The sequence below is a fragment of the Clostridium tunisiense TJ genome (genome assembly GCF_000300195.1).
GTDB lineage: Bacteria > Bacillota > Clostridia > Clostridiales > Clostridiaceae > Clostridium_J > Clostridium_J tunisiense.
Window position 1 is genome coordinate 444,233 of record NZ_AMQH01000012.1, and the last position, 21,431, is coordinate 465,663.

16 protein-coding genes and 1 riboswitch are annotated in these 21,431 nt (G+C 30.6%); of the genes, 14 read left to right on the forward strand and 2 right to left on the reverse strand.

From position 1 onward, the window contains the following. Positions 1-10: 10 nt before the first annotated feature. From ade to C661_RS24425, 13 genes are all read left to right on the forward strand, one after another. Positions 11-1,714 carry an adenine deaminase gene (gene ade / locus C661_RS0114000; protein WP_017415966.1) on the forward strand — a complete coding sequence of 568 codons (1,704 nt, stop codon included), beginning with the start codon at positions 11-13 and terminating at the stop codon, positions 1,712-1,714. Between the two features lie 190 nt (positions 1,715-1,904). Further along, positions 1,905-1,987, forward strand: a riboswitch (cyclic di-GMP riboswitch). Between the two features lie 103 nt (positions 1,988-2,090). Further along, the gene (locus C661_RS0114010; protein ID WP_017415968.1) at positions 2,091-2,864 is read left to right on the forward strand and encodes a prepilin peptidase; all 774 of its coding nucleotides are present in this window, start codon (positions 2,091-2,093) and stop codon (positions 2,862-2,864) included. Between the two features lie 151 nt (positions 2,865-3,015). Beyond that, on the forward strand, positions 3,016-4,713 hold the full coding sequence (locus C661_RS0114015; RefSeq protein ID WP_017415969.1) for a GspE/PulE family protein: 1,698 nt from the start codon (positions 3,016-3,018) through the stop codon (positions 4,711-4,713). A gap of 154 nt (positions 4,714-4,867) precedes the next feature. Next, positions 4,868-6,070, forward strand: a complete 1,203-nt coding sequence (locus C661_RS0114020; RefSeq protein WP_017415970.1) for a type II secretion system F family protein — start codon at positions 4,868-4,870, stop codon at positions 6,068-6,070. A gap of 100 nt (positions 6,071-6,170) precedes the next feature. Beyond that, complete coding sequence (locus tag C661_RS24420; RefSeq protein WP_017415971.1) at positions 6,171-6,605, forward strand: prepilin-type N-terminal cleavage/methylation domain-containing protein; 435 nt, start codon at positions 6,171-6,173, stop codon at positions 6,603-6,605. Positions 6,606-6,848: 243 nt separating this feature from the next. Next, the gene (pilM, locus tag C661_RS0114030) at positions 6,849-8,021 is read left to right on the forward strand and encodes a type IV pilus assembly protein PilM (protein ID WP_017415972.1); all 1,173 of its coding nucleotides are present in this window, start codon (positions 6,849-6,851) and stop codon (positions 8,019-8,021) included. Positions 8,022-8,034: 13 nt separating this feature from the next. After that, positions 8,035-8,610 (forward strand): PilN domain-containing protein, encoded by a 576-nt coding sequence (locus tag C661_RS0114035; protein ID WP_017415973.1) that lies wholly within the window; start codon positions 8,035-8,037, stop codon positions 8,608-8,610. Further along, positions 8,594-9,892: a hypothetical protein gene (locus C661_RS0114040; protein ID WP_017415974.1), complete on the forward strand. Its 1,299-nt coding sequence runs from the start codon at positions 8,594-8,596 to the stop codon at positions 9,890-9,892. The genes C661_RS0114035 and C661_RS0114040 overlap by 17 nt, the downstream gene beginning before the upstream one ends. Before the next feature lie 13 nt (positions 9,893-9,905). Then, a complete protein-coding gene (locus C661_RS0114045) occupies positions 9,906-10,733 on the forward strand; it encodes a type IV pilus modification PilV family protein (protein WP_017415975.1) in 828 nt (275 codons plus the stop codon). An 11-nt stretch (positions 10,734-10,744) separates the two neighbouring features. Continuing rightward, positions 10,745-12,829: a polymer-forming cytoskeletal protein gene (locus C661_RS0114050; RefSeq protein WP_017415976.1), complete on the forward strand. Its 2,085-nt coding sequence runs from the start codon at positions 10,745-10,747 to the stop codon at positions 12,827-12,829. 16 nt (positions 12,830-12,845) lie between these two features. Beyond that, a complete protein-coding gene (locus C661_RS0114055) occupies positions 12,846-13,361 on the forward strand; it encodes a PilW family protein (protein WP_017415977.1) in 516 nt (171 codons plus the stop codon). A gap of 15 nt (positions 13,362-13,376) precedes the next feature. Continuing rightward, complete coding sequence (locus tag C661_RS0114060) at positions 13,377-16,298, forward strand: vWA domain-containing protein (protein ID WP_020480143.1); 2,922 nt, start codon at positions 13,377-13,379, stop codon at positions 16,296-16,298. A 225-nt stretch (positions 16,299-16,523) separates the two neighbouring features. Next, positions 16,524-16,904 carry a prepilin-type N-terminal cleavage/methylation domain-containing protein gene (locus C661_RS24425; RefSeq protein WP_017415978.1) on the forward strand — a complete coding sequence of 127 codons (381 nt, stop codon included), beginning with the start codon at positions 16,524-16,526 and terminating at the stop codon, positions 16,902-16,904. A gap of 165 nt (positions 16,905-17,069) precedes the next feature. Here C661_RS24425 and gltX read toward each other — a convergent pair whose 3' ends face one another. Both gltX and C661_RS0114075 read right to left on the reverse strand, forming a co-directional pair. Then, on the reverse strand, positions 17,070-18,521 hold the full coding sequence (gene gltX, locus C661_RS0114070) for a glutamate--tRNA ligase (RefSeq protein WP_017415979.1): 1,452 nt from the start codon (positions 18,519-18,521) through the stop codon (positions 17,070-17,072). A gap of 21 nt (positions 18,522-18,542) precedes the next feature. After that, on the reverse strand, positions 18,543-19,772 hold the full coding sequence (locus C661_RS0114075) for a 6-phosphofructokinase (protein ID WP_017415980.1): 1,230 nt from the start codon (positions 19,770-19,772) through the stop codon (positions 18,543-18,545). A gap of 586 nt (positions 19,773-20,358) precedes the next feature. Between C661_RS0114075 and C661_RS0114080 the strand changes: the two genes are divergently transcribed. Further along, positions 20,359-21,363, forward strand: a complete 1,005-nt coding sequence (locus C661_RS0114080) for a WG repeat-containing protein (RefSeq protein ID WP_017415981.1) — start codon at positions 20,359-20,361, stop codon at positions 21,361-21,363. Positions 21,364-21,431 lie beyond the last annotated feature (68 nt).

A 21,431-nucleotide genomic window follows, 5' to 3' on the forward strand; every position in this document is an offset into this window, starting at 1 on the left:
GGGGTATTATATGAGAGAGTTAACTAAAAAAATTAAAACTGCTTTGAAAGAAGAAAAGTGTGACTTAGTTCTTAAAAATGCTACTTTTCTCAATGTATTTACCCAAAAGTTAGAAACAGGACATATAGGTATTTATAAAGACAGTATTATAGGAATAGGTGATTATGAGGGAGAAGTGGAAATCGATTGTTCTAATAATTACGTGGTGCCAGGTTTTATAGATGCACATGTTCATATAGAGTCCTCTATGGTAATACCTGAAAAATATTCTACTATAGCTTTGAAAAATGGAGTAACAACAGTAATTGCAGATCCTCATGAAATTGCAAATGTTCAAGGAGTTAAAGGAATAGAGTTTATGCTTGAAAACTCTAGGAATACCTTGTTAGATATATTTTATATGTTACCCTCTTGTGTGCCAGCCACACCCTTTGAGGATAATGGATATACTTTAGAGCATAAGGAGTTGAAATCATTTATTAATAACCCAAGAATTTTAGGTCTTGGTGAAGTAATGGATGTATCTGCTGTGTTAAGTAGAAATGAAGAAATGCTAGAAAAAATCCTTTTAGCTAAAGGGAAAAATATAGATGGGCATTGTCCTAATGTAAATGGAATATCATTAAATGGATACCTATGTGCTGGAATAACAACAGACCATGAATGCTCTACAGTAGAGGATGCTTTGGAAAAAGTTAAAAATGGAATGTATGTAATCATAAGAGAAGGGTCCGCAGCTAAGAATCTTACTACTATAATAAAAGCAGTTAACAACGAAAATTATAATAGATTTTTATTCTGTACAGATGATAGGCATTTAGAAGATTTAATGGAGGAAGGTTCTGTAAACAACTGCGTAAGATTGGCAATAAGAGAAGGGGTTGACCCTATTAAGGCTTTTACCATGGCAAGTTTTAATGCAGCTCAATGCTATGGATTAAAGAACTTAGGAGCTATAGCTCCAGGTTACAAGGCAGATTTGGTATTATTAGAAAATTTAAAAAGAGTAAATATAACCAAAGTCATTAAAAATGGGAAAGATATAGATTCAGTAAAATACAAGAAAAGCAGTTCCTTTAAGGTTAAAAACTCCATAGACATGGACTTTGTTTCTGAAGAAAATTTTAATGTTTCATTAGAGGGAAAAAAGATAAACGTGATAAAGTGTAAACCACAATCACTTGAAACTAAAAAAGTAGTAAGAGAAATAAAGAGCAACGATGGAGTAATTTCAGGATTAAAGGGTAAGGATATTTTAAAATTAGGAGTATTTGAAAGACATAAAAAAACAGGGAAATACTCTTTAGGATTTGTAGAAGGCTTAGGACTTAGAAACTGTTCTATAGCACAAAGTATTGCTCATGATTCTCATAATATTATTGTATTAGGTGACAATGATAAAGACATGTCTATTGCAGTGAACTCTTTAATAACAATGGGCGGAGGAATAGCTTTAGTTTCAGAAGAAAAGCTAATTGCCCATTTAAGCTTACCAATAGGGGGAATTATGACTTTTCAAGATCCTAAAATAGTCTCTGAGTCTGTGAAAAGGCTCAATAGAATAGCTAGAAGCTTTGGAATAAAACCCGAATTTGATCCATTTACAACTTTATCATTTTTAGCATTACCAGTAATACCTGAATTAAAGCTTACTGCTAGAGGCTTATTCGATTATAGTAAATTTCAATTTATTGATTTGGAAATTAATTCTTAGAAAATTAAAGATTTTTGTAATAAAAAGAAATCAAGTTGTTATGATTTAATACAACTTGATTTCTTTTTATGTAAAACCAAATAATTACCCAAATAACTAATTATAGAAAAATAATTGGTAAAGTAAAGCAAAACTATTGATTTCTGTTATTTATTTGTTTAATATAGTATATATAGTAAATCATTGTAAATGAGTAGAAGGAAACTATGAAGCATGCTCTTATTTGGGCACTTTGTGCATGTGGAGTTTATAGTGCAACCGGCCTTTATATAAAGGGCCTTTTTTTGTGCAAAAAATTAGAAATATCATAATAAAAGGTAGTCCTATAGAAGTAAAATATTCTAATATATTGCAATTTTATAGGTGTATATAAATTATGAAGGAAGTGATAAAAATATTGGCTTACTTATTAGTTATAGCTTACGGTCTAGTTATTGGAAGTTTTCTAAATGTATGTGTGTATAGAATTCCACTAAATCAGTCTATAGTATATCCACCTTCTAATTGTACTAACTGCAATAGTAAATTAAAGTGGAATGATTTAATACCTATTTTTAGCTATATATTTTTAAAAGGAAAATGTAGGTATTGCGGAAGTAAAATTTCTATGAGATACCCCATACAAGAGTTATTAACAGCAATAATTTTTGTAGCTACATATATTCAATATGGCTTTTCTTTGTATTTTATAAAATTTGTCATATTATTTTGCTTTTTAATTGTAATTTCAAATATTGATATAAAATTTCAAGATGTGTATAGTGTTACTACTATCCCAGGTATAGTTATAGGAACAATTTTCGCCGCTGCAGAAAAATATCTTTATTCATCTAGTTTAGGAAATTACTTGTTAGGTGCTATTCTAGCCGGTGGGATAATTTCTATCGTTGTTTATTCTACAGGAGCAATGGGAAAAGGTGACATAGAAATAGCCCTATTGTGTGGGATGTTTATTGGGTGGAAGTATTCCTTAATAATGATAATATTATCATTTGTTTCCGGCGGCATAATTGGAGTTTTGCTCATTGCATTTAAAATAAAGGGAAGAAAAGATTATATTGCTTTTGGACCATTTTTAGCATTAGGAACACTATTGGTAATCTTTTTTGGTAACAACATTTTGAATTGGTATTTACAAATGTTTTTTTAGTAATTGAGAATTTTTAAGGGATATTTTGAAATGATTTTATTTTTTATTGTTTAATTTAAAAAATCTTAACGAAATGAAAGTATAATGGAAGTTTCTATCTGAAATAAAAACATTATACATAAATAATTGTACTATGCAAGGAGTGCTTAAAATGGCTATAGGAGGAAAATCTGTTAAACGTCTTGGGGATTTGCTAGTGCAAGCTGGAAAAATTAATAACTTTCAATTACAAGAAGCTTTAAAGAAGCAAAAGTTTCTAGGTAAAAAAATAGGTGAAGTTTTAATTACCGAAGGCTTAGTAACTGTAGAGGATATACTTGAGGTATTAGAAAAGCAAATAGGTATAAAAAGAGTAAATTTAGAATTAATGAATATTGATAAAAAAGCTATTAAGTCAGTTCCACAGAACCTTTGCATGAAAAATGATTTAATGCCTTTTGGATTTAATGAAAATAAGATAAAGGTGGCAATGTGGGATCCTTTAAATATATTTGCTATGGATGATATCTATATAGCTTCTGGTTTTGAAGTTGAGTCATACTTAGCAACTAAGGATGAAATAAGGCGAGCAATTGAAAGGCAATATTCTGATGAGCAGGTAGTTAAAGCTGCAGAGGAACTATCCAAGGAAAAACAAGGAGACTTAAAAAACCAACTTAATAATGAGGAGACTTTTGATGATATAAAAAATGCTCCTGTGGTTAAAATGATAGATTATTTAATTAAAAATGCTATAGAGCAAAGAGCAAGTGATATACATATCGAGCCTTATGAGAAATTTGTAAGGATAAGATATAGAATAGATGGACAACTTCATCAGATTTCCAATCTTTCAGTGGATAGTTTAGCACCGCTTGTAACTAGAATTAAAATAATGGCTAATTTGAATATTGCGGAGAAGAGAGTGCCACAGGATGGTAGGATTATTACAAGGTTAACAGATAAAGAGGTGGACCTTAGGGTATCCATTCTTCCAATGATTAATGGGGAAAAGGTAGTTATAAGGGTACTAAATAGAGATGGCTATGAAATAGGAAAAAATAGCTTGGGCATGAGTGAAGAGGAACTTAAAGTCTTAGATAATATGATAACCAATCCCCATGGAATTATCTTAGTCACAGGGCCAACTGGTAGTGGAAAGTCTACAACCTTATATACGATTTTAAATGAGCTAAATGACGAGGACAAAAACATAATTACTATAGAAGATCCTGTAGAGTATATTATGGAAGGTATAAACCAAGTTAATGTCAATACAAAGTCAGGACTCACCTTTGCTAGTGGATTAAGATCTATATTAAGACAAGACCCTGATGCTGTGATGATTGGTGAGATAAGAGATAACGAAACAGCACAAATAGCTGTAAGAGCTGCTATAACAGGACATTTAGTATTAAGTACACTTCATACTAATGATGCGCCTTCTTCTGTGGTTAGACTTGTTGATATGGGAATTGAACCCTATCTCGTGGCAACCTCTATCAGTGGGGTTATAGCACAAAGATTAGTTAAAAAAATATGTAGTAAATGCAAAAAGGAATATAAAGCTTCTGTTCATGAAAAAAGAATATTAGCAATAGACCCTGATGAGGAAGTTATATTGCACAAAGGAGAAGGGTGCGCTTACTGCAACAATACTGGGTATGTTGGAAGAACAGGGGTTTATGAGATGATGGAAATTACAAGGGAGCATAAAGAAGCTATATTAAGTGATAAAAGCTCTGATGAACTTAGAGATATATCTGTTGAAAATGGAATGAAAACTCTAGGAATAGCTTGCAAAAGATTAGTACTTCAAGGGATTACCACTGTGGATGAGTTAGCTAAAATTGCTTTTCTTAATGAATAATTTATTTCAACATATTCATCTAGGCCCAAGGTCCATAAAGATAAAAATATATCAATATAAGAATATAAGAGTATAAGAATATGCAATTTCAATATCAGTGATATTAAAAGGAATAGAATAGTGATTATTTAGATTTAATAGGGGTGAGGAGTTAGTGCCAAACTATAAATATAGAGCTATGAACGAAAAGGGAGAAAAGATAGAAGGAGTCTTTACGGCTGAATCTAGGGAAGAAGTTAAGGAAATGATTCAAGCAAATAACTATTTTCCTCTCATGATTGAGGAACCACAACAGGGAGTGAAACTTGACCTCTCAGGCTTAGCAAAAGTAAAAACCAAGGATATTTCTGTATTTTGCAGGCAATTTCATACTATGTTAGATGCTGGAAGTCCAATTAATAGTGCACTTCATATACTATCAACTCAGCATCCTAATAAGAAATTGAGAGAGGCCTTATCTATTGTTGAGGATGAAGTAAGAAAAGGCTCCACTCTTGCAGAAGCAATGACAAAGCCAAAGGATGTGTTTCCTAGTCTTTTAATTAGTATGATTGAAACAGGTGAGGTTAGCGGTACCTTAGATTCCGTAATGCTCAGAATGTCAAAGCATTATGAAAAAGAAAATAGAATAAACAACAAAATTAAAGGAGCAATGATATATCCTTTAGTTTTAGCAACAGTGGCTATTGGAGTTATTGTATTTATATTAGCCTTTGTTATGCCAATGTTTGTGGACATGTTCACCCAAGGAGGAGTTGAGCTTCCTACTTCCACTAAAATATTACTTGGTATAAGCTCAGGTATACAAAGTTATGGATGGTTAATGCTTCTTGCAACCATTTCTGTGGTTATAGTTTTAAGGCGGTATTTTAAAAGTGAAAAAGGACAGGAACTTTCAAGTAAGCTAAAATTAACTATTCCAGTAATAAAAAAGCTTAATCAAAAGATTATCGTATCTAGATTTACAAGGACACTATCTACAGTTTTAGCATCAGGTATACCACTGGTTCAAGGACTTCAGGTAGTAAATGGGGTTATTGGAAACAAAGTTGCAGAAAAAGCCTTGGATGAAATAAAGGATAAGGTAATTAAAGGGGAAGGCCTTGCAGAACCCATAAAAGAGTGTGGAATATTCCCAATGATGCTATCTTCCATGATAAAAATTGGAGAAGAATCAGGATCATTGGATGATATTTTAAATAAAACTGCAGACTTCTACGATGAAGAGCTGGAAAATGAAATTCAAACAGCCACATCACTACTAGAGCCTCTAATGATAGCAGTAATGGGAATAATATTAGGCTTTATCATAGTATCAATTATTACTCCAATCTTTGGAATGTATAATACTATCTAGTAGATAATGGACAAGCATACCTTTTAAAATGAAAAATAAAAATTGGTATTTGGGCCAAAAGGTCTTAATATATATTTAAATTAAAATGGGAGGTTTTCAAATGAAAGAAATATCAAACAAAAAAAGAAAAAAGAAAGGCTTTACACTAATTGAACTTATTATTGTAATAGCAATTATAGCAATCATAGGTGCTATAGCATTACCTAACTTCACAAAGATAAGAACAGAGTCTAAGGTTAAGGCTGAGAAGCAAAGTGTCCAAAATATTGAAAGAATTACAGAGACACTACTTATAGACCAAAAGCTATTACCAGGTGATGTAGTAAATATAGCATTTACTGGTACGAATGGTGCTGCTGTAGCAACGAAAACCGCAGCTACAACATCAGGTTCTGCAACTGATACCGAGTTAACAGAATACTTTAAGGGTGTAAATAAGCCACAAGAGGATGGTAAAACTGGTTACAAAATTAGCATTGATTCAACCAGTAAGGATGTTCAAGTTACTACAACTCCTGCTACTACAACTCCTTAATGTAATAAAGTGTAAAGCTATTCCTAGCTTTACACTTTATCCATAGTAAATTAAACAATAAAGTGTAGAGTTCACTTATCAAATATAATTTAAGCTTATAAGCTTAGTTATTAATTCCCTTGATATTGATTTTTGAACTGTGCACTTTATAATATACAAAAGAAAAAATAACAAATTTAAATACATTAAAAATTAAAAATAGTATGAGAAAAGATGGTTACATTTAATAAAGGGGTGTTATATTTGGCTATTACTATTCCAAAGCTTAGCAATTTAAAAGAGCTACTTAATATGGATATTAAAACCTTAGGAAAAAATAAAACAAGCAATAAAAAAACCACTGGTTATTTCTCTATGAAAAATTCACCAAAGAAACTTGTGTCTTTTGATATAGGTAGCCACAGCATTAAAGTTGTGGCAGGGGAAAGAGTAAAAGATAAGCTAATTGTAAACAAGGCTTTTTCTGTTCCAATTTCAGAGGGAGTTATGGCAGATGGAAAGATTTTGAATCCTTTAGAAATCACTAGATTATTAAAAGAAAACCTTGCTTTAAACAATATTAAAATCAGTGATGCTGTATGCACTACCAATAGCACTTCTATTATAAATAGGGATATAGTTGTACCAAAGGGTGAGGAAAGTGAAATGGATGCAATCATAAACTTTTCTATACAACAATACCTTCATATCAATATGAGTGACTATACAATTCAATATGATATTTTAGGACAGGTTGAAAGTGAAGGTGTGGAAAAATATAAAGCACTAGTAATTACTTATCCTAATATCATGTCTAAGGAATATTTTAATCTTATTAAGGAATGTAATTTAGAACCCTATGCTTTAGATGTTGCGTTTAACTCTATAAAGAAGCTATATAATAATACCCAGTATTTAAATGACAACTTTTTAGATAAAGAGGGAACCATAGCTTTTGTGGACATGGGCTGTAACACCATTAATGTACACATTTATAAAAGTGGAAACCTTGAATTCACTAGAGTTATTAAAACAGGTGGTAGTGACCTGGATGGAAGCATTTCTAGAAAATATGGCATCAACTTCAAAGAAGCTGAAGAAAGAAAATTTAAATACAGTTATTTAGAAGGCTATGGTGAATCAGAAGAGGTTCATGAGTTTAATGAATTTTTAAAGGAAGAACTTCAACAATGGGTAGTAGAAATCCAAAGAATAGTTCAATTTTATAAAAATAAAAGTGTTGGTAATAAAATTGATAACATGTACATTTTTGGTGGATCTTCTAAAATTAAGGGTATAGATGGATTTTTAAGAAACCAACTATCTATACCTGTGGAAACTATAAATACTATTGAAAATATAGTGGCACAAGATGGCAAGGTATTTGAGGATATAAATATATACTTAAATGCTTTAGGCGCCCTAATAAGACTTTAGGTGGTGAAATTAGATGAGAGATTTTAACTTCTTTTTACCCTATTTACATGACAAAAAAGAAAGAAAAAACAAGAAAGCATATATTGCTGCCACCTTAATTGTAGTAGCTATAATTGTATTAGGAACGTTTATTTATAATTCCTTTTATATATTTACTTTGAAAGGTGACATAAAAGATTTAAAAAATACTTATGAAGCTGCAGATAATCAACAGCAGTTAGCAAAAGCAGAAGGACTTATCAAAACTTATAATATTCTTAATGATTATAACAAAGAGTTGGAAGATATATTTGCTGGGGTGTTAGATAGAAAGGTTGTTAGCAGCCAAGTTCTATTTGATATATCAAACTCCATACCCAAGGAGGTTTCCTTTAAAAATATGTCACTTGATGGTAGTGTTCTTAGTATTCAGGGAATATCCAGTAGTAGAGTTGCAGTAGCAGAACTAGGACATAACCTAAAAGTTCTTTCTTACTTCGGAGAAGTTCACATTGGAAACATAAATTTAGTCAGTAATGAGGGCGCTGAACAGTATAGTTTTTCAATAAAATGTACATTAAAGGGTGTGAATAATGATGAAGCTAAGTAAGAGAGAAAAAGTGTTAATTGCTACATTGGGAGTTTTATTATTTCTTGGAGCATACTACAAATTTATTTTTATTCCACAAAAGGATAGAATAGAGGCATTAAAAATAGATAAGGCTGCCTATGAGGAGAAAGTCAATAAGTTAAATACTTTAGTTGCAACCATACCACAAAAAGAATCAGATATCAAAGTTGTAACTACTAAGATTAAAGATAAAAGTACTAAATTATATCCAGACATAGTTCAAGAAAACATCATTAGAGAATTAGATAAATTAATTATTGACTCGGGAATTCACGGAAGTATAGGTTTTTCAGAAGTAGCTGTAGCCCCTATAGAAAATTTTAAAAGAGAAGAGTCAAAATCTAAGGACAGTAAATTACAAGATTTAAAAGAACAATATGCCAATCCAAGCTCAGAGTCTTCAGCAAAAGAGAAGGTTTCAGAAGACAACAGTAAACCTAAAACTGAAGATAAGGCGGAATCTTCAAAACAGGAAACCAAAGGTGAAAATAATTCAGTAGCTTCTGAGACTGAGAACAGTTCTAAAGCACAACAATTAAAGGTAACTTTAAACTTTAATGGAGCATATAGTAATGTTGTTGATTTTGTAGAAAGATTAGAGAATTATACCAAGCATATAGCTATGGTATCACTAAATATCTCTCAAAGTAGTGATACTGAAATTACGGGTACTTGCGTTTTGGAATTTTATGCAGTACCTAAGATTACTGATGATGATAAAGATTACTTCAACTGGGACCTACGAAATCCTTATGGGAAAGAAAATATATTTGATGGCTCTATGAGCATTAATCCTCCTAAGACTGTGGAGGACATAACTAATGCTGGTAAACCAAAATTTGACTTTGTAATGTCGGTAAAACCACAAAGCTCAGATATTCCTACAATAATTTTAGGAAGAGCTAATGATGCAGACAGAAAATCCTATGTGTATGCAGATAGTAACAAAGTAGAAAATATTGAAATAATTTTAGAAAAAGAAAAAGATAAGTATTATTACAGATATAAAACTTCTAGGGATAGCTATCCACTAAATTTCCAGAGTGAAAAAGTGGAGTTTGATCCGGGCTCATCTGAAGTATATTTCAATATTCTATCTTCTCTAAGGCTTTCTGCTGATGACAAATCCGGTGCAAATATTAAGTTAACTAATAAGTCGGACAAGAAAATTGTTGTCATTGTAGAGGGGGAAGACACTACAACACCTAGAATTAAAATAGAGGGTGAAGGTGGAAATATTGAAGTAAAACAGACACCCTAAGGAGGGGAAGTAGTTGAAGTTTTTTAGAGTTTATAAAAAGAAGGCTCTAACTTTAATTGAAGTTGTAATAAGCTTAGCAATATTATTTATTATAATGATACCCGTATCTACCATGACAATTCAAACAATTAAAATGAATAAACAGGCTGAAGATAAACAACAAGCAACCATAATTGCTCAAAAGCTCATGGAGGAAGTTAAATCCTTGACTAAGTATACTAATAGGATGCTAGAAGATGGAGTAAATATCCAAGAAGATGAAAATTCATCCTTAGATTATAAAATTACTGGGGAAATAGAAGGGTTTAGAGTTGAAGGAACTATAAAGCCTTCTGTAGATTACAAAAGCAAAAATATTGATGAGACTTCAAAAGTAGAAGTTGACGGAACGGTAAAAATTAAAAAAGAAGGATTTAATAACATCATATATGTGGATGAAATTTTTGCAATTGGAAACCCTAGTGAATTTTATATTAATAAAAAAGATACAGGTACTGAATTGATTTTTAAAAATAGTACCAGTACAGTTAATAAAACAATACCAAGTACAAAATCAGTAGTAGAGATAATTGCTGAAAAAGACACATCAAACCAGTACAATATTAGAGTTTCTAATGTTACTAATGAAACTTTAAAAGTATATTGCTACAAATACAACAATTCAACTGTAGAGTTCAATGTGATTAATGAAAAGGGTAAGGTTGTATATTATGATAATCTTATAAAACAAGAACCTTCCATTGAAGGAAGCACTCTAAATAGAGTGTATGACATTTATATTAAGGTTGCTAAAGGGGATTCCTTCTATGAGATAAAATCCAACAAAGCTATGGGGAGATAAGGGGGGATTGTATGAGAGCAAAGAAAAAGGGATCCGCACTACTAACTGTAATCTTGGTTTTCGGTATATTGATTACTGTAGGTTCTGCAGTGATGACTGTAGCTTTATCTGACGTGAAGTTGAGAGTAACTGAAAGTAAGAGAGTTCAAAATTTATATGGGTCGGAATCCGGGTTAGAAGAAACTTATGGGGTAATGTCAAAATATGTAGACGAGTCCATTGAGGCAGGCAATAATAAGGTAAAAATTTATTTAGAAACATTAAATGGTGATAATGGCATACTCGCTGCGGAAAGACAAAAAGTTATTAATGACGGAAAGTATACTTCAGATTATATAAATCAAGATGGAACAGTGAAGACGCAACATATTAAAGCTGAAATTAACTCCAATTTTAAAGAAGGCTATAAAGAAACTTTTAAAAATAAAATTAAATATATTTTAGATAATAAAGAAGGATATATTTTAGGAACTAAAGAGTCATCTCCTAGAGTAAATATTGTTAACTTAGGATTAAACATAGATTTTACTAAATTAAGTCCTAATATAACTGATCCTGAGGAATTGAGATTAACTTTAAGTTCGGTTTATGAAAAAATAGGTCAAGATGGATTTAAAAATTTAAGACAAGTTGAAAGCACTTTTAAAATTGCTATTCCAGAATATGATGCTCCATACTCTTTAGAAACAGAAAAGATATTATTAGCAGATAATATTATAAGAGGAAAGACCCTTGTGACAAATTCAAATTTACAGTTAAATAATAGTGCCAATTTAAATATGCAAGGAGAAGTTTTTGTACTGGGAAGTGGAAATGACTCAAATGCTTCTTCAGGAATTTTGATTAATGGACAAAATAGCATTTTAAATATGAAAAATGCAAGTATAATCTCCAAAGGAGACACGAAAATACTAGGTGCTGCTTCAAAGATTATAGGAGACGAAAATAGTACCTTATTTACAGGGAATTTGTCTATAGAAAAAAGTGCGCAAAGTTCTAATATGGATATCAAAGGTTCTGTGTATGCAAATAATGATTTAGTATTAAATGGGGAAAAGTCAACTGTAAACATAGCTAATGGATTTTACGGAGTTAATGATATTAGAAAAATTGGCATTGGAGACAAGAAAAAAAATTCAAGTAGTATAATCGTAAATGCTAAAGATATAGGCGAAACAGGAGGTTCTTCCATATCCATAGGAAATGACCTAGTTCTCTTAGGTACCGCATATATTGATACAAAGCCGGAAAGTTATCAAACCGGAGAATCGGTTGGAGTTAAAGGAAATTATAAAGCTTATACTTCAGCACTTGATAATGGAGGGAATTATAGTAAAGGAAATATAGTTTTTGACTACTTATCACCTCTTCAGTTAGCAAATAGGTTTAAGGATGGTAAAGAACTCACACTACAGGATAAAAATAACTATTTCATGACCTATTATGATAACAAAAAAGATACGCTAAAGTTAAATGGTATTAACTTACCCAGAAACATCTATACCTTAGGAGTAGCAATAAATAATGGTAGTGCTATAAGTGGTAATTATACTATTGATAATGATACTATTAAAAATAGTATAAAAAATTATGGAGCTAAAACCTCTGAGATTACCAGTGTTGATCAATATATCAATTTTTCTGCCATTAATTCAGCAATAAGTAAAGTATCAGAGGTTGAAGGAATGAAGGAAATTATATACCTATCAAAAGATAATATAGATTTGACTATATCTAATGGTAGTGGAACTGATACCAATAATAAGATATTTTTAAATGGTAAAAAGGCAAAAGGTATAATTATAAACTCAGGAAATGTGTTTATAGATGGAAATGTAAACTTTGAAGGCACTATTATTTCAAAGGGGACAATTACAGTTAAGGATAACTCTAATGCTACATTAAACAGTAATAAAAAAATTGTGGATTACTTAGTAGCAAAAAATTATGGTGAATTCACTGATGTTTTCAAAAATGACACTATAAATGCATCCAATAGTATTGAAATTGATGCAACTGCGATTATAGAAAGTGCACTTCAATCTATACCAAAAGATAATCTTATTAAAACAAGTAACTGGAGAATAGTGAAATAAAGAAGGGAAGAATCACATGAAAAAAAAGAAAGCTCTTACATTAATAGAGGTATTAATAGCTCTTTCTATTTTTGCAATAGTCATGGGGATAATCTTCCCTTTTTTCACCTCATCTGTTAAAGGTTTCAATACCACAACCATAAGATCTGAACTACAAAATGATGGTGAAAATGTAATAAAAAATATATCTAAGACGGCTATGGAAGCTAAGAAATTGAATTTAATTGATAATGTTAATATAGAAAATAGCTCTGCTACCTACAAAATAGATGGTACTAATGTAAAATCAATAGAATTTTTATCAGGAAGTGATTCGAAAAACGTCTTTGAATTAGATAAAGGAGAATTTTATAAGGTTTTATCTCCAGGAAATAGAATTTCCTTAGGGAAAAATGTAGAGTATATTGACATATCTCCATTAGATGGGCTTACCTATGAAAAAAGTCAGGGAATAAAAGTGAAATTAGTTATGGTAAAAAACAGTGTAAATTATGAAATAAGTAATACATTGTACTTTAGAAATAAAAGATAGAAGGGGGGAGAATTTGTGAAAAAGTATATTTTAAGAAATAAACTATTTTTAAAAATGATAGTTGCTTTTGTTCTTATTGGAATTTTAGGTATTGCTTATAATGTTAAAGCAACAGTGATCAAACCGGAATTAAATATTGATGCAAGTACAAGTAAATCTTCAATTTATGTAAATGAAGAATTTGAGGTAACTTATAAAGTAAATCCACAACCACTAGCTTTGCAAGATATTAATCAAGCAACGGACAAAGAAATTATCCTGATTGTAGACACATCAGGAAGTATGGGAGATCGTATAACCCAAACTCAAACCCAAACAAAAATTGGAGCATTAAAAAATGCTGCTGTTCAGTTTATTGATAAGTTTAAAGCTGAAGACCATGTGAAAATAGGGGTAGTATCTTATAGTGATAATGCAATACAAAGTAAAGAATTAGTTGATGCAGATATTTCATCTAATCAATCTAGTTTAATATCAGTTATTAATAATCTTAAAGCTGAAGGCGCTACTAATATTGGTGATGGTATTAGGGTTGCGTATAAAATGTTTTCATCAAATTCTGCTTCTAAGAAGTATGTTATTTTAATGTCTGATGGTAAGCCAACATCATTAACTTATAGTGGTTTCGCTGGAGGTTACATTATTGGAAAAAATGGAAAGTATACGTATGATTATGAATCTTCAACAGAAAGTGGAAAAAATTATAGATTACCTGATAGTTTAAGGGAAGGGGATCGAAGTTGGAAATATTATGGCATAAATGATACCTCTTACTTTCGATATGGAACCTATGGAGATGAGGATCCTAGAGGGTATTGTTTAAAATATAGTACATTAATGGCATCAGAGTTACTCAAAGCTAAAATACAAAATTATGTTGTAAATTTTAGTGGAACTAGTAATAGTATTGCTCTTAATGCAATCTCCAGCGCTGGTGGAGGAACTTATTATGATGCGGCTACTGAGTCAGATATTATAGAACTATATTCTAGTATAGCTGACAAAATTAAAGAAACTTATAATGTTGATGGAGTTAAGTTAAATTTTACATTGCCTGCCGGACTACAATATTTTATGAACGAGTCAGATGGAGTGATAGACGGGAATAAATATACTAAATCTATACCGAGCATTGAATATAAATTAGATTCAAATACTAATGAATATAAGGCTAACCCTATAAATATACCTTTAAAATTTAAAGGTATTACACCTGGCAACTATAATTTATCTGGTGAGGGGTGGAAAATATCTTATAAGGACATTAGTGGGAATATTATCAATAAACTTTTGCCACAAACTACAATTAATATTAGTAAATATAATGTGGGTTTTGATTTATTAAGAAAATCTATACCTGAAAATACTAGTGGAAAATTTAATATAAACAACGAATTTCAAATTGAGTATACAATTAAACCAAAGCCTATAGCTGTGCAAACAACACCAAAGCAAAAGGAAATTATGTTGGTAGTAGACAAGTCAGGTAGCATGGAATGGTCTGCAAATAAGGATGAATTACCTGCTTCCGGTGAAAAATCAAGGCTAAAGTTAACCCAGGAGGCATTAAACAAGTTTGTAGAAAAGTTTAAAGATACTAACAATGTAAAAATTGGTTTGGTAACCTATGATAGCAGTGGAGAAGTATATACCAATAATAATAGCAATTTATTTGAGTATAACAACATGCAGGGTATAAAAAATAAAATTAATGGACTGAGTGCACAAGGTGGAACAAACTTAGGAGATGGACTACGAAGAGCGGCTTGGGCATTATCGTCAAATACTAACTCACAAAAATATATAATTTTAATGACAGATGGTGAACCTACATTTTATTCTTACTATTATTCAAATTTTTCACAAAAATATTATTCAGAACTCGATAATAATAATGTGTATTATAACAATGATAATGATTTTGCAAGGGGATTAGCATATAGTAAGCTAATTGCTAGTAAGCTTAGGGAAAATGAAAACTTAGGCCTTAAAACATTTGCCATAGGTTTTGCAAATGATCCTAATGGGCTCAAAGTTCAGAAGCTCAAAGACATTTCATCTTTAGCAGGTGGAGAATTTTATGACGCAACAGTTAATGCTAATGCAATTGAAGAAGTGTATTTAAGAATTGCTGATCAAATTAAAACAGATTTAGCAATAGAAAATGTTAAATTTACTCAACAACTACCAGAGGGGCTTGTTTTATCAGAAACTGGTGGTACTTCTATAACTAAGGATTTAAAAGTAAACTATACCTACAATAGCACTACAAAGCAATATGAGTCTGAACCTATAAGTTTTACTGTAAAAGTTAAGGGTACCAAGGTAGGGAATTATGAACTTAAGGATGATGCAAAGTTATCATATAAAGATTTAGATGGAACTACTAGTGAGAAGTGTTTTGACCCGCTTAATATTTCTATATTAGACACCTTTATAATAAAACAAGGTTTATTCCAACCTAACGGCAATAACACTAATATTATTCATGTGGGAGAAAAGAATATCAAATATATTAGCAACCTAAGTCTAGATATAACTCCTAACTCGGAATATCAACTTGCAACATTTGTAAGAACTAATGGACAAGAAACACCAATAAACATTAAGCTAAATTCAAGTAATAATACTGAAGTTACTAAAATGAAAATTATATCTGTTAATGTTTTTTCAGTTAATTCAGATGGATCACTTACAAAGTTAACATCAATAGCTCCTATTATAGAAAATGATAGCAGTGCTTCTCCCAATATTAAGGTAACTTTAAATAGTGAGAACACTAGTGGGGATAAATACTATATAATTAATTATAATTATGTAGTAAATGAAGCTAAGGAAGATACTAATAGTATGATTATAAATAGGTCAAATATTATTGGAACTGATAAGTTCAATGATTTTAATACAAAAATAACTGCAATGCCTGATGTATTTTGATTTTTAGTTTTATAAGGATTATATCTAATGATTTAAAATGAAAAATATGGATATTATAATAGTTAAGTAAAATTTATTTATTACTTAACTATTATAAGTTGTAGCAGTATTTCTACATTACTAGATAAATTAAAAGCGACTTATATGAAAGAGAATGTAAAAGTGGGTTTATTGTTAGTGCAGTCTCTTTATTGCATTCTATATATTAATTTAGGTGGGTTAAAAATGAATAGAAAGCAGTTCATAAGAAAAAAGAAAGGATTTACCCTCATAGAACTAATCATAGTCATAGCTATAATAAGCATAATTGCATCTATAGCTGTTCCAAACTATATGTCGTATAAAGAAGATGCAAAGGTAAAGGCAGATCAAGTAACTGCTCAAAACATAGCAATAGCAGTAAAAGTTGAGTTAAGCAAAGGTGTAACCTCAGAGAATATTAGGAACAACGGATACAAGAAAATTGCAGATGAATATTTTAATGGAGTAATGCCGAAGACTCAACTAACAGAAGGTAACTTTATTATCAATGTAATAGATAATAATAATATTACTGTAAGTACAACTAAGTACAGGTTATATCCACAGTTTGAAAAAATTAATTAAGGGATAGAGTTACTATTAACTCTATCCCTTAGTTTATAATTTTAATATTTAAAATCTGTAAACAGGATATATAAATCCTATAATGTTCCTAAAGACACTATGAGTAAAACAATGGAGATTAATTTTACAGACTCATTATTAAGTTGTTAATCTCAATTATTACTATTATTTTGTAAGCTTTTCTATTCCAACTTTTATTCTCTTTATTGTTTCTTCCTTACCAAGAATTTCTGCTATTTCAAAAGCTCCACCTGGTGTTGCAGCTTTTCCAGAGATAGCAGTTCTAATTGGCCAAAGCATTTGACCATTTTTAATTCCTAAAGTTACAACAAGCTTCATCATCTCATCATGTAGAACTTCTGCTTTCCAATAACTAATTGTTTCTAGTATTGGTAGAGCAGCTTTTAAGCTCTCTAAAGAATTTTCCTCAGTTGTTTTCATTTTTTTATGAAGGTAAAGCTCAGTGCTGTACTCTGGAAGTTCATCTATAAAGTCTATTCTTTCTGGAATATCTGTTAAAACCTCAGCTCTGCTTTGAACTAAGTTACTAATTTTTAATAAATCAATATTTGGATTCTTAACTACAGTTTTAATATAAGGCTCAGCCATTTTAAAGAAAGCTTCTGGTGTTTGCTTTTTAATATATTCACTGTTCATCCATTTTAGTTTTTGCATATCAAACACTGCTGGAGATTTATTAATTTTTCTGTAATCGAAGATTTTCACAAGCTCTTCTAAAGAAAATATTTCTTCATTAGTTCCAGGGTTCCAGCCTAATAGGGACACGAAGTTTACAATAGTATCTATTAGGTAGCCTTGTTCAAATAAATCCTCGAAGGAAGAGTGTCCGCTTCTTTTGCTCAATTTTTGATGTTCTTCATTAGTAATTAGTGGACAATGAACATATACAGGTACTTCCCATCCAAAAGCATCATATAATCTGTTGTATTTTGGAGATGAAGATAAATATTCATTTCCTCTAACTACGTGAGTAATACCCATTAAATGGTCATCTACCACATTTGCAAAGTTGTAAGTTGGAAGCCCATCAGATTTAATTAGAACCATATCGTCTAGTTCATTATTTGGTACAGAAATTGTTCCATAAATTTCATCTTCAAAAGTAGTGAAGCCCTCAGTAGGATTGTTTTGTCTTATCACATAGGGAAGTCCTGCTGCAAGGTTTTTCTCTACTTCTTCTGAAGAAAGGTGGGAGCAATGTTTATCATATTTAAAAGTTCCACCTTTTTCTTCAATTTCACTTCTTAGGCCATCAAGTCTTTCCTTGTCACAGAAGCAGTAGTAAGCTTCACCTTTAGAAACTAACTCCTTAGCATATTCCAAATAAAGTCCTTTTCTTTCACTTTGAATATAAGGACCTACTGGACCACCAACATCTGGACCTTCATCGTGATGTAATCCTGTAAGTTTTAAAGTGTTATATATAATGTCTATTGCACCTTCAACAAATCTTTCTTGATCCGTATCTTCAATTCTTAAGATGAAATCTCCACCTTCATGCTTAGCAATTAGGTAAGCATAAAGCGCAGTTCTAAGATTTCCTACATGCATTTTACCCGTTGGGCTTGGCGCATATCTAGTTCTAACTTTATTCATTTTGTTCACTCCTGTAAATTTCTATTTATTTCTCTCATTTAAATAAACATATTTTGGAAGTCCATTTTCATACTTAATTTTTGGTTCTCCCATTATTAGAGGTAGTGTATATTCATAAGCCTCTTTAGTTACATTATTACCTTCTGAATTTATCCACTCTTTAGGGAAGTATTTTATTGAGTTAGCAACCTTTGAAGTATGAACAGCAAATGGTTCAGATTTATAAGGATTATTTTGAACTCTTCTGATTCCAATCATGTTTCCGCTTTCACCATCTTTAGAGTACTCTAAAGCAAAGGCACCACTTTCATAAGCTTCATCAATATCAGTTTGTGAAGCAAAATGCATTGCACAACGTTGAAGAGTTGAAAGTTCAACAGCTCTTACTTTTTTGCAAACTCCATTTTCAATGATTAAATTTTTTAAGTAGCCACATACACCACCAAGTTGTGCATGACCGAATTTATCATATCCAGCAGTAGATTGCATTTCTCCTAGGAATATACCTTCTGCAGTTCTAATTCCTTCAGAAACCACAATAACTAATCTGTTTTTATTTTTTAATTTGTTTTCTACATCTTTAAGGAACTGGTTAGTATTAAATGGTATTTCAGGTAAGTAGATTAAATCTACTACAGGTTCTCCATTTAAAGTGGCAATACAAGAGCTTGCAGCAAGCCAACCTGTATCTCTTCCCATAGCTTCTAAAATGAATATGTTCTTAGTTTCATAAACACTAGCATCCAAGCTATTTTCTAGAGCTATAGTTGCAATAAACTTAGCTGCACTACCAAAGCCCGGAGTGTGATCCATTACAGGTAAATCATTGTCTATTGTTTTAGGAACACCTATAAATTTTATATCTATGTTATGTTCTTTAGCATAGTTGCTTAACTTATGAACTGTATCCATGGAGTCATTTCCACCTATGTAAAAGAAGGTTTTTATTTGGTTTTTCTCTAATATTTCAAATAATTTTATGTATTCTTCTTTGCTTTCAGCATAGGATTTAAGTTTATATCTGCAAGAACCTAATCCTGAAGAAGGAGTATATTTAAGGCCGTGTACTGAATCTTTGTCTATTTCACAAAGGTTAATAATGTTTTCCTTTAAAATTCCTTCTATACCGTTTAATCCAGCAAAAACTTTGTCATAATATTTAACTTCTTCATTTTTTTCAAATATTCCTATAGCACTAGCATTAATAACAGAAGTAGGACCTCCTGATTGAGCTACTATACAATTTCTCATGTTGTTGTACTCCCTTCAAATTTCATTACTTTTTCCATTATAATATAAATCCTTGCTTGTAACAATTGTAACTATAAATATTATTATCCTAAATAGGTAAAAAATATATGGTATAATAATAATTTAAGGACTATAATATTTTCTTAGATAATTTTATAATCTTTTCTAAGCATAGAGCTTTAAGGTTAAATATTAATTAATTTTAGAAGATAACTAACTTTAAGTATTAGTATCTATATATTAAGCTTAACACAAAGGAATTTAAAATATCCTTTAATTTATAGAATGTAATAAAGATAGTGCATAAATATATCTAACTCTATTTTGCATTTTCTTTAATATAAGTTGCTTAAAATTATCTTATAATGTAGAAATAATATTGCAACTTGCATACTTTCCTAAATGAAGCTAAATTAATATTAGAAATGGAAAAAATCAAATTATAATATTTGTTTTAAAAAGTGTTTTTTATAAAGTTAGGTAACTTTGTCACTATAGGGCTAAACCTAACTATAAATTTAAGTTGATAAAGAAGCAAAATATTATTATTCTTATCTATAAAATAAGTAAACAATAGGAGGAAAATATGAGTATGACTTTATATCCTGTAGAAAGAGAAAATAAGTATGGCTATGTAACCATAAATGGAGAGGTGGTAATTCCATTTAAATTCGATTTCGCCGATGAATTTGAAAATAATATGGCTTTTGTAGAAGTTGATGGTCTATGTGGTTTTATTGGAGAGGATGGAGAATATTTAATTAAGCCGAAGTATGATGATATTAATTATTTTAATGAAGGTATGGCTGTAGTAGAAATTAACCATAGATATGGATATATAAACCCTAAAGGTGAAGAATTAATTAGTATAAAATATGAGGATGCAAAGGGATTTACTAAGGGTTTAGCTGCTGTAAAGCTTTTAGGTAAATATGGCTATATAAATTACAACGGAGAAATGGTAATTAAACCTGTATTTGATGAAGCTAATGAATTTAACGAAAATGAATTAGCTCTTGTAAAGAAAGGCGAAAAGTATGGGTATATTGACTCAGAGGGAAAGCTTTCTATAGATTTAATTTATGATTTTGCAAATGATTTTATTGATGGATTAGCTGCAGTAGCAATAGGAGAAGAGTATTTCTTTATAGATTCAAAAGGAAATAAAGTTATTCAGGGAGATTTCGATTTTATAGGAAACTTTAATGAAGGGTTTGCACCTGTTTCAGTGGAGGATACTTGGGGTTTTGTAGACTTACAAGGGAATATGGTTATAGAGCCAAAATATCACTGGACAGATAGTTTTAGCAATGGATATGCAGTGATTTCTATGGATGATAAATATGGGTTCATCGATAAAAATGGTAACATAATTATTGAGCCTAAATACGATAATGTATTTGATTTTAGTGAAGATCTATTTGCAGTTGAGGTAAATGGACTTTGGGGTTATGTAGATATTAATGACAATAGTATAATTAATCCTAAGTTTGAAGAAGCTGAGAATTTTATAAATGGGGTAGCAAAGGTTAAATATAGAGGAAAAGAAACATATATTAAGAAGGATGGGTGTTTTATTCTAAATTCTTAGTTGTTGATTTGCACTATTTAAAGAAGAATTCTTATTTACTATATAAGAGAAAAAATCTTTATAAAAAA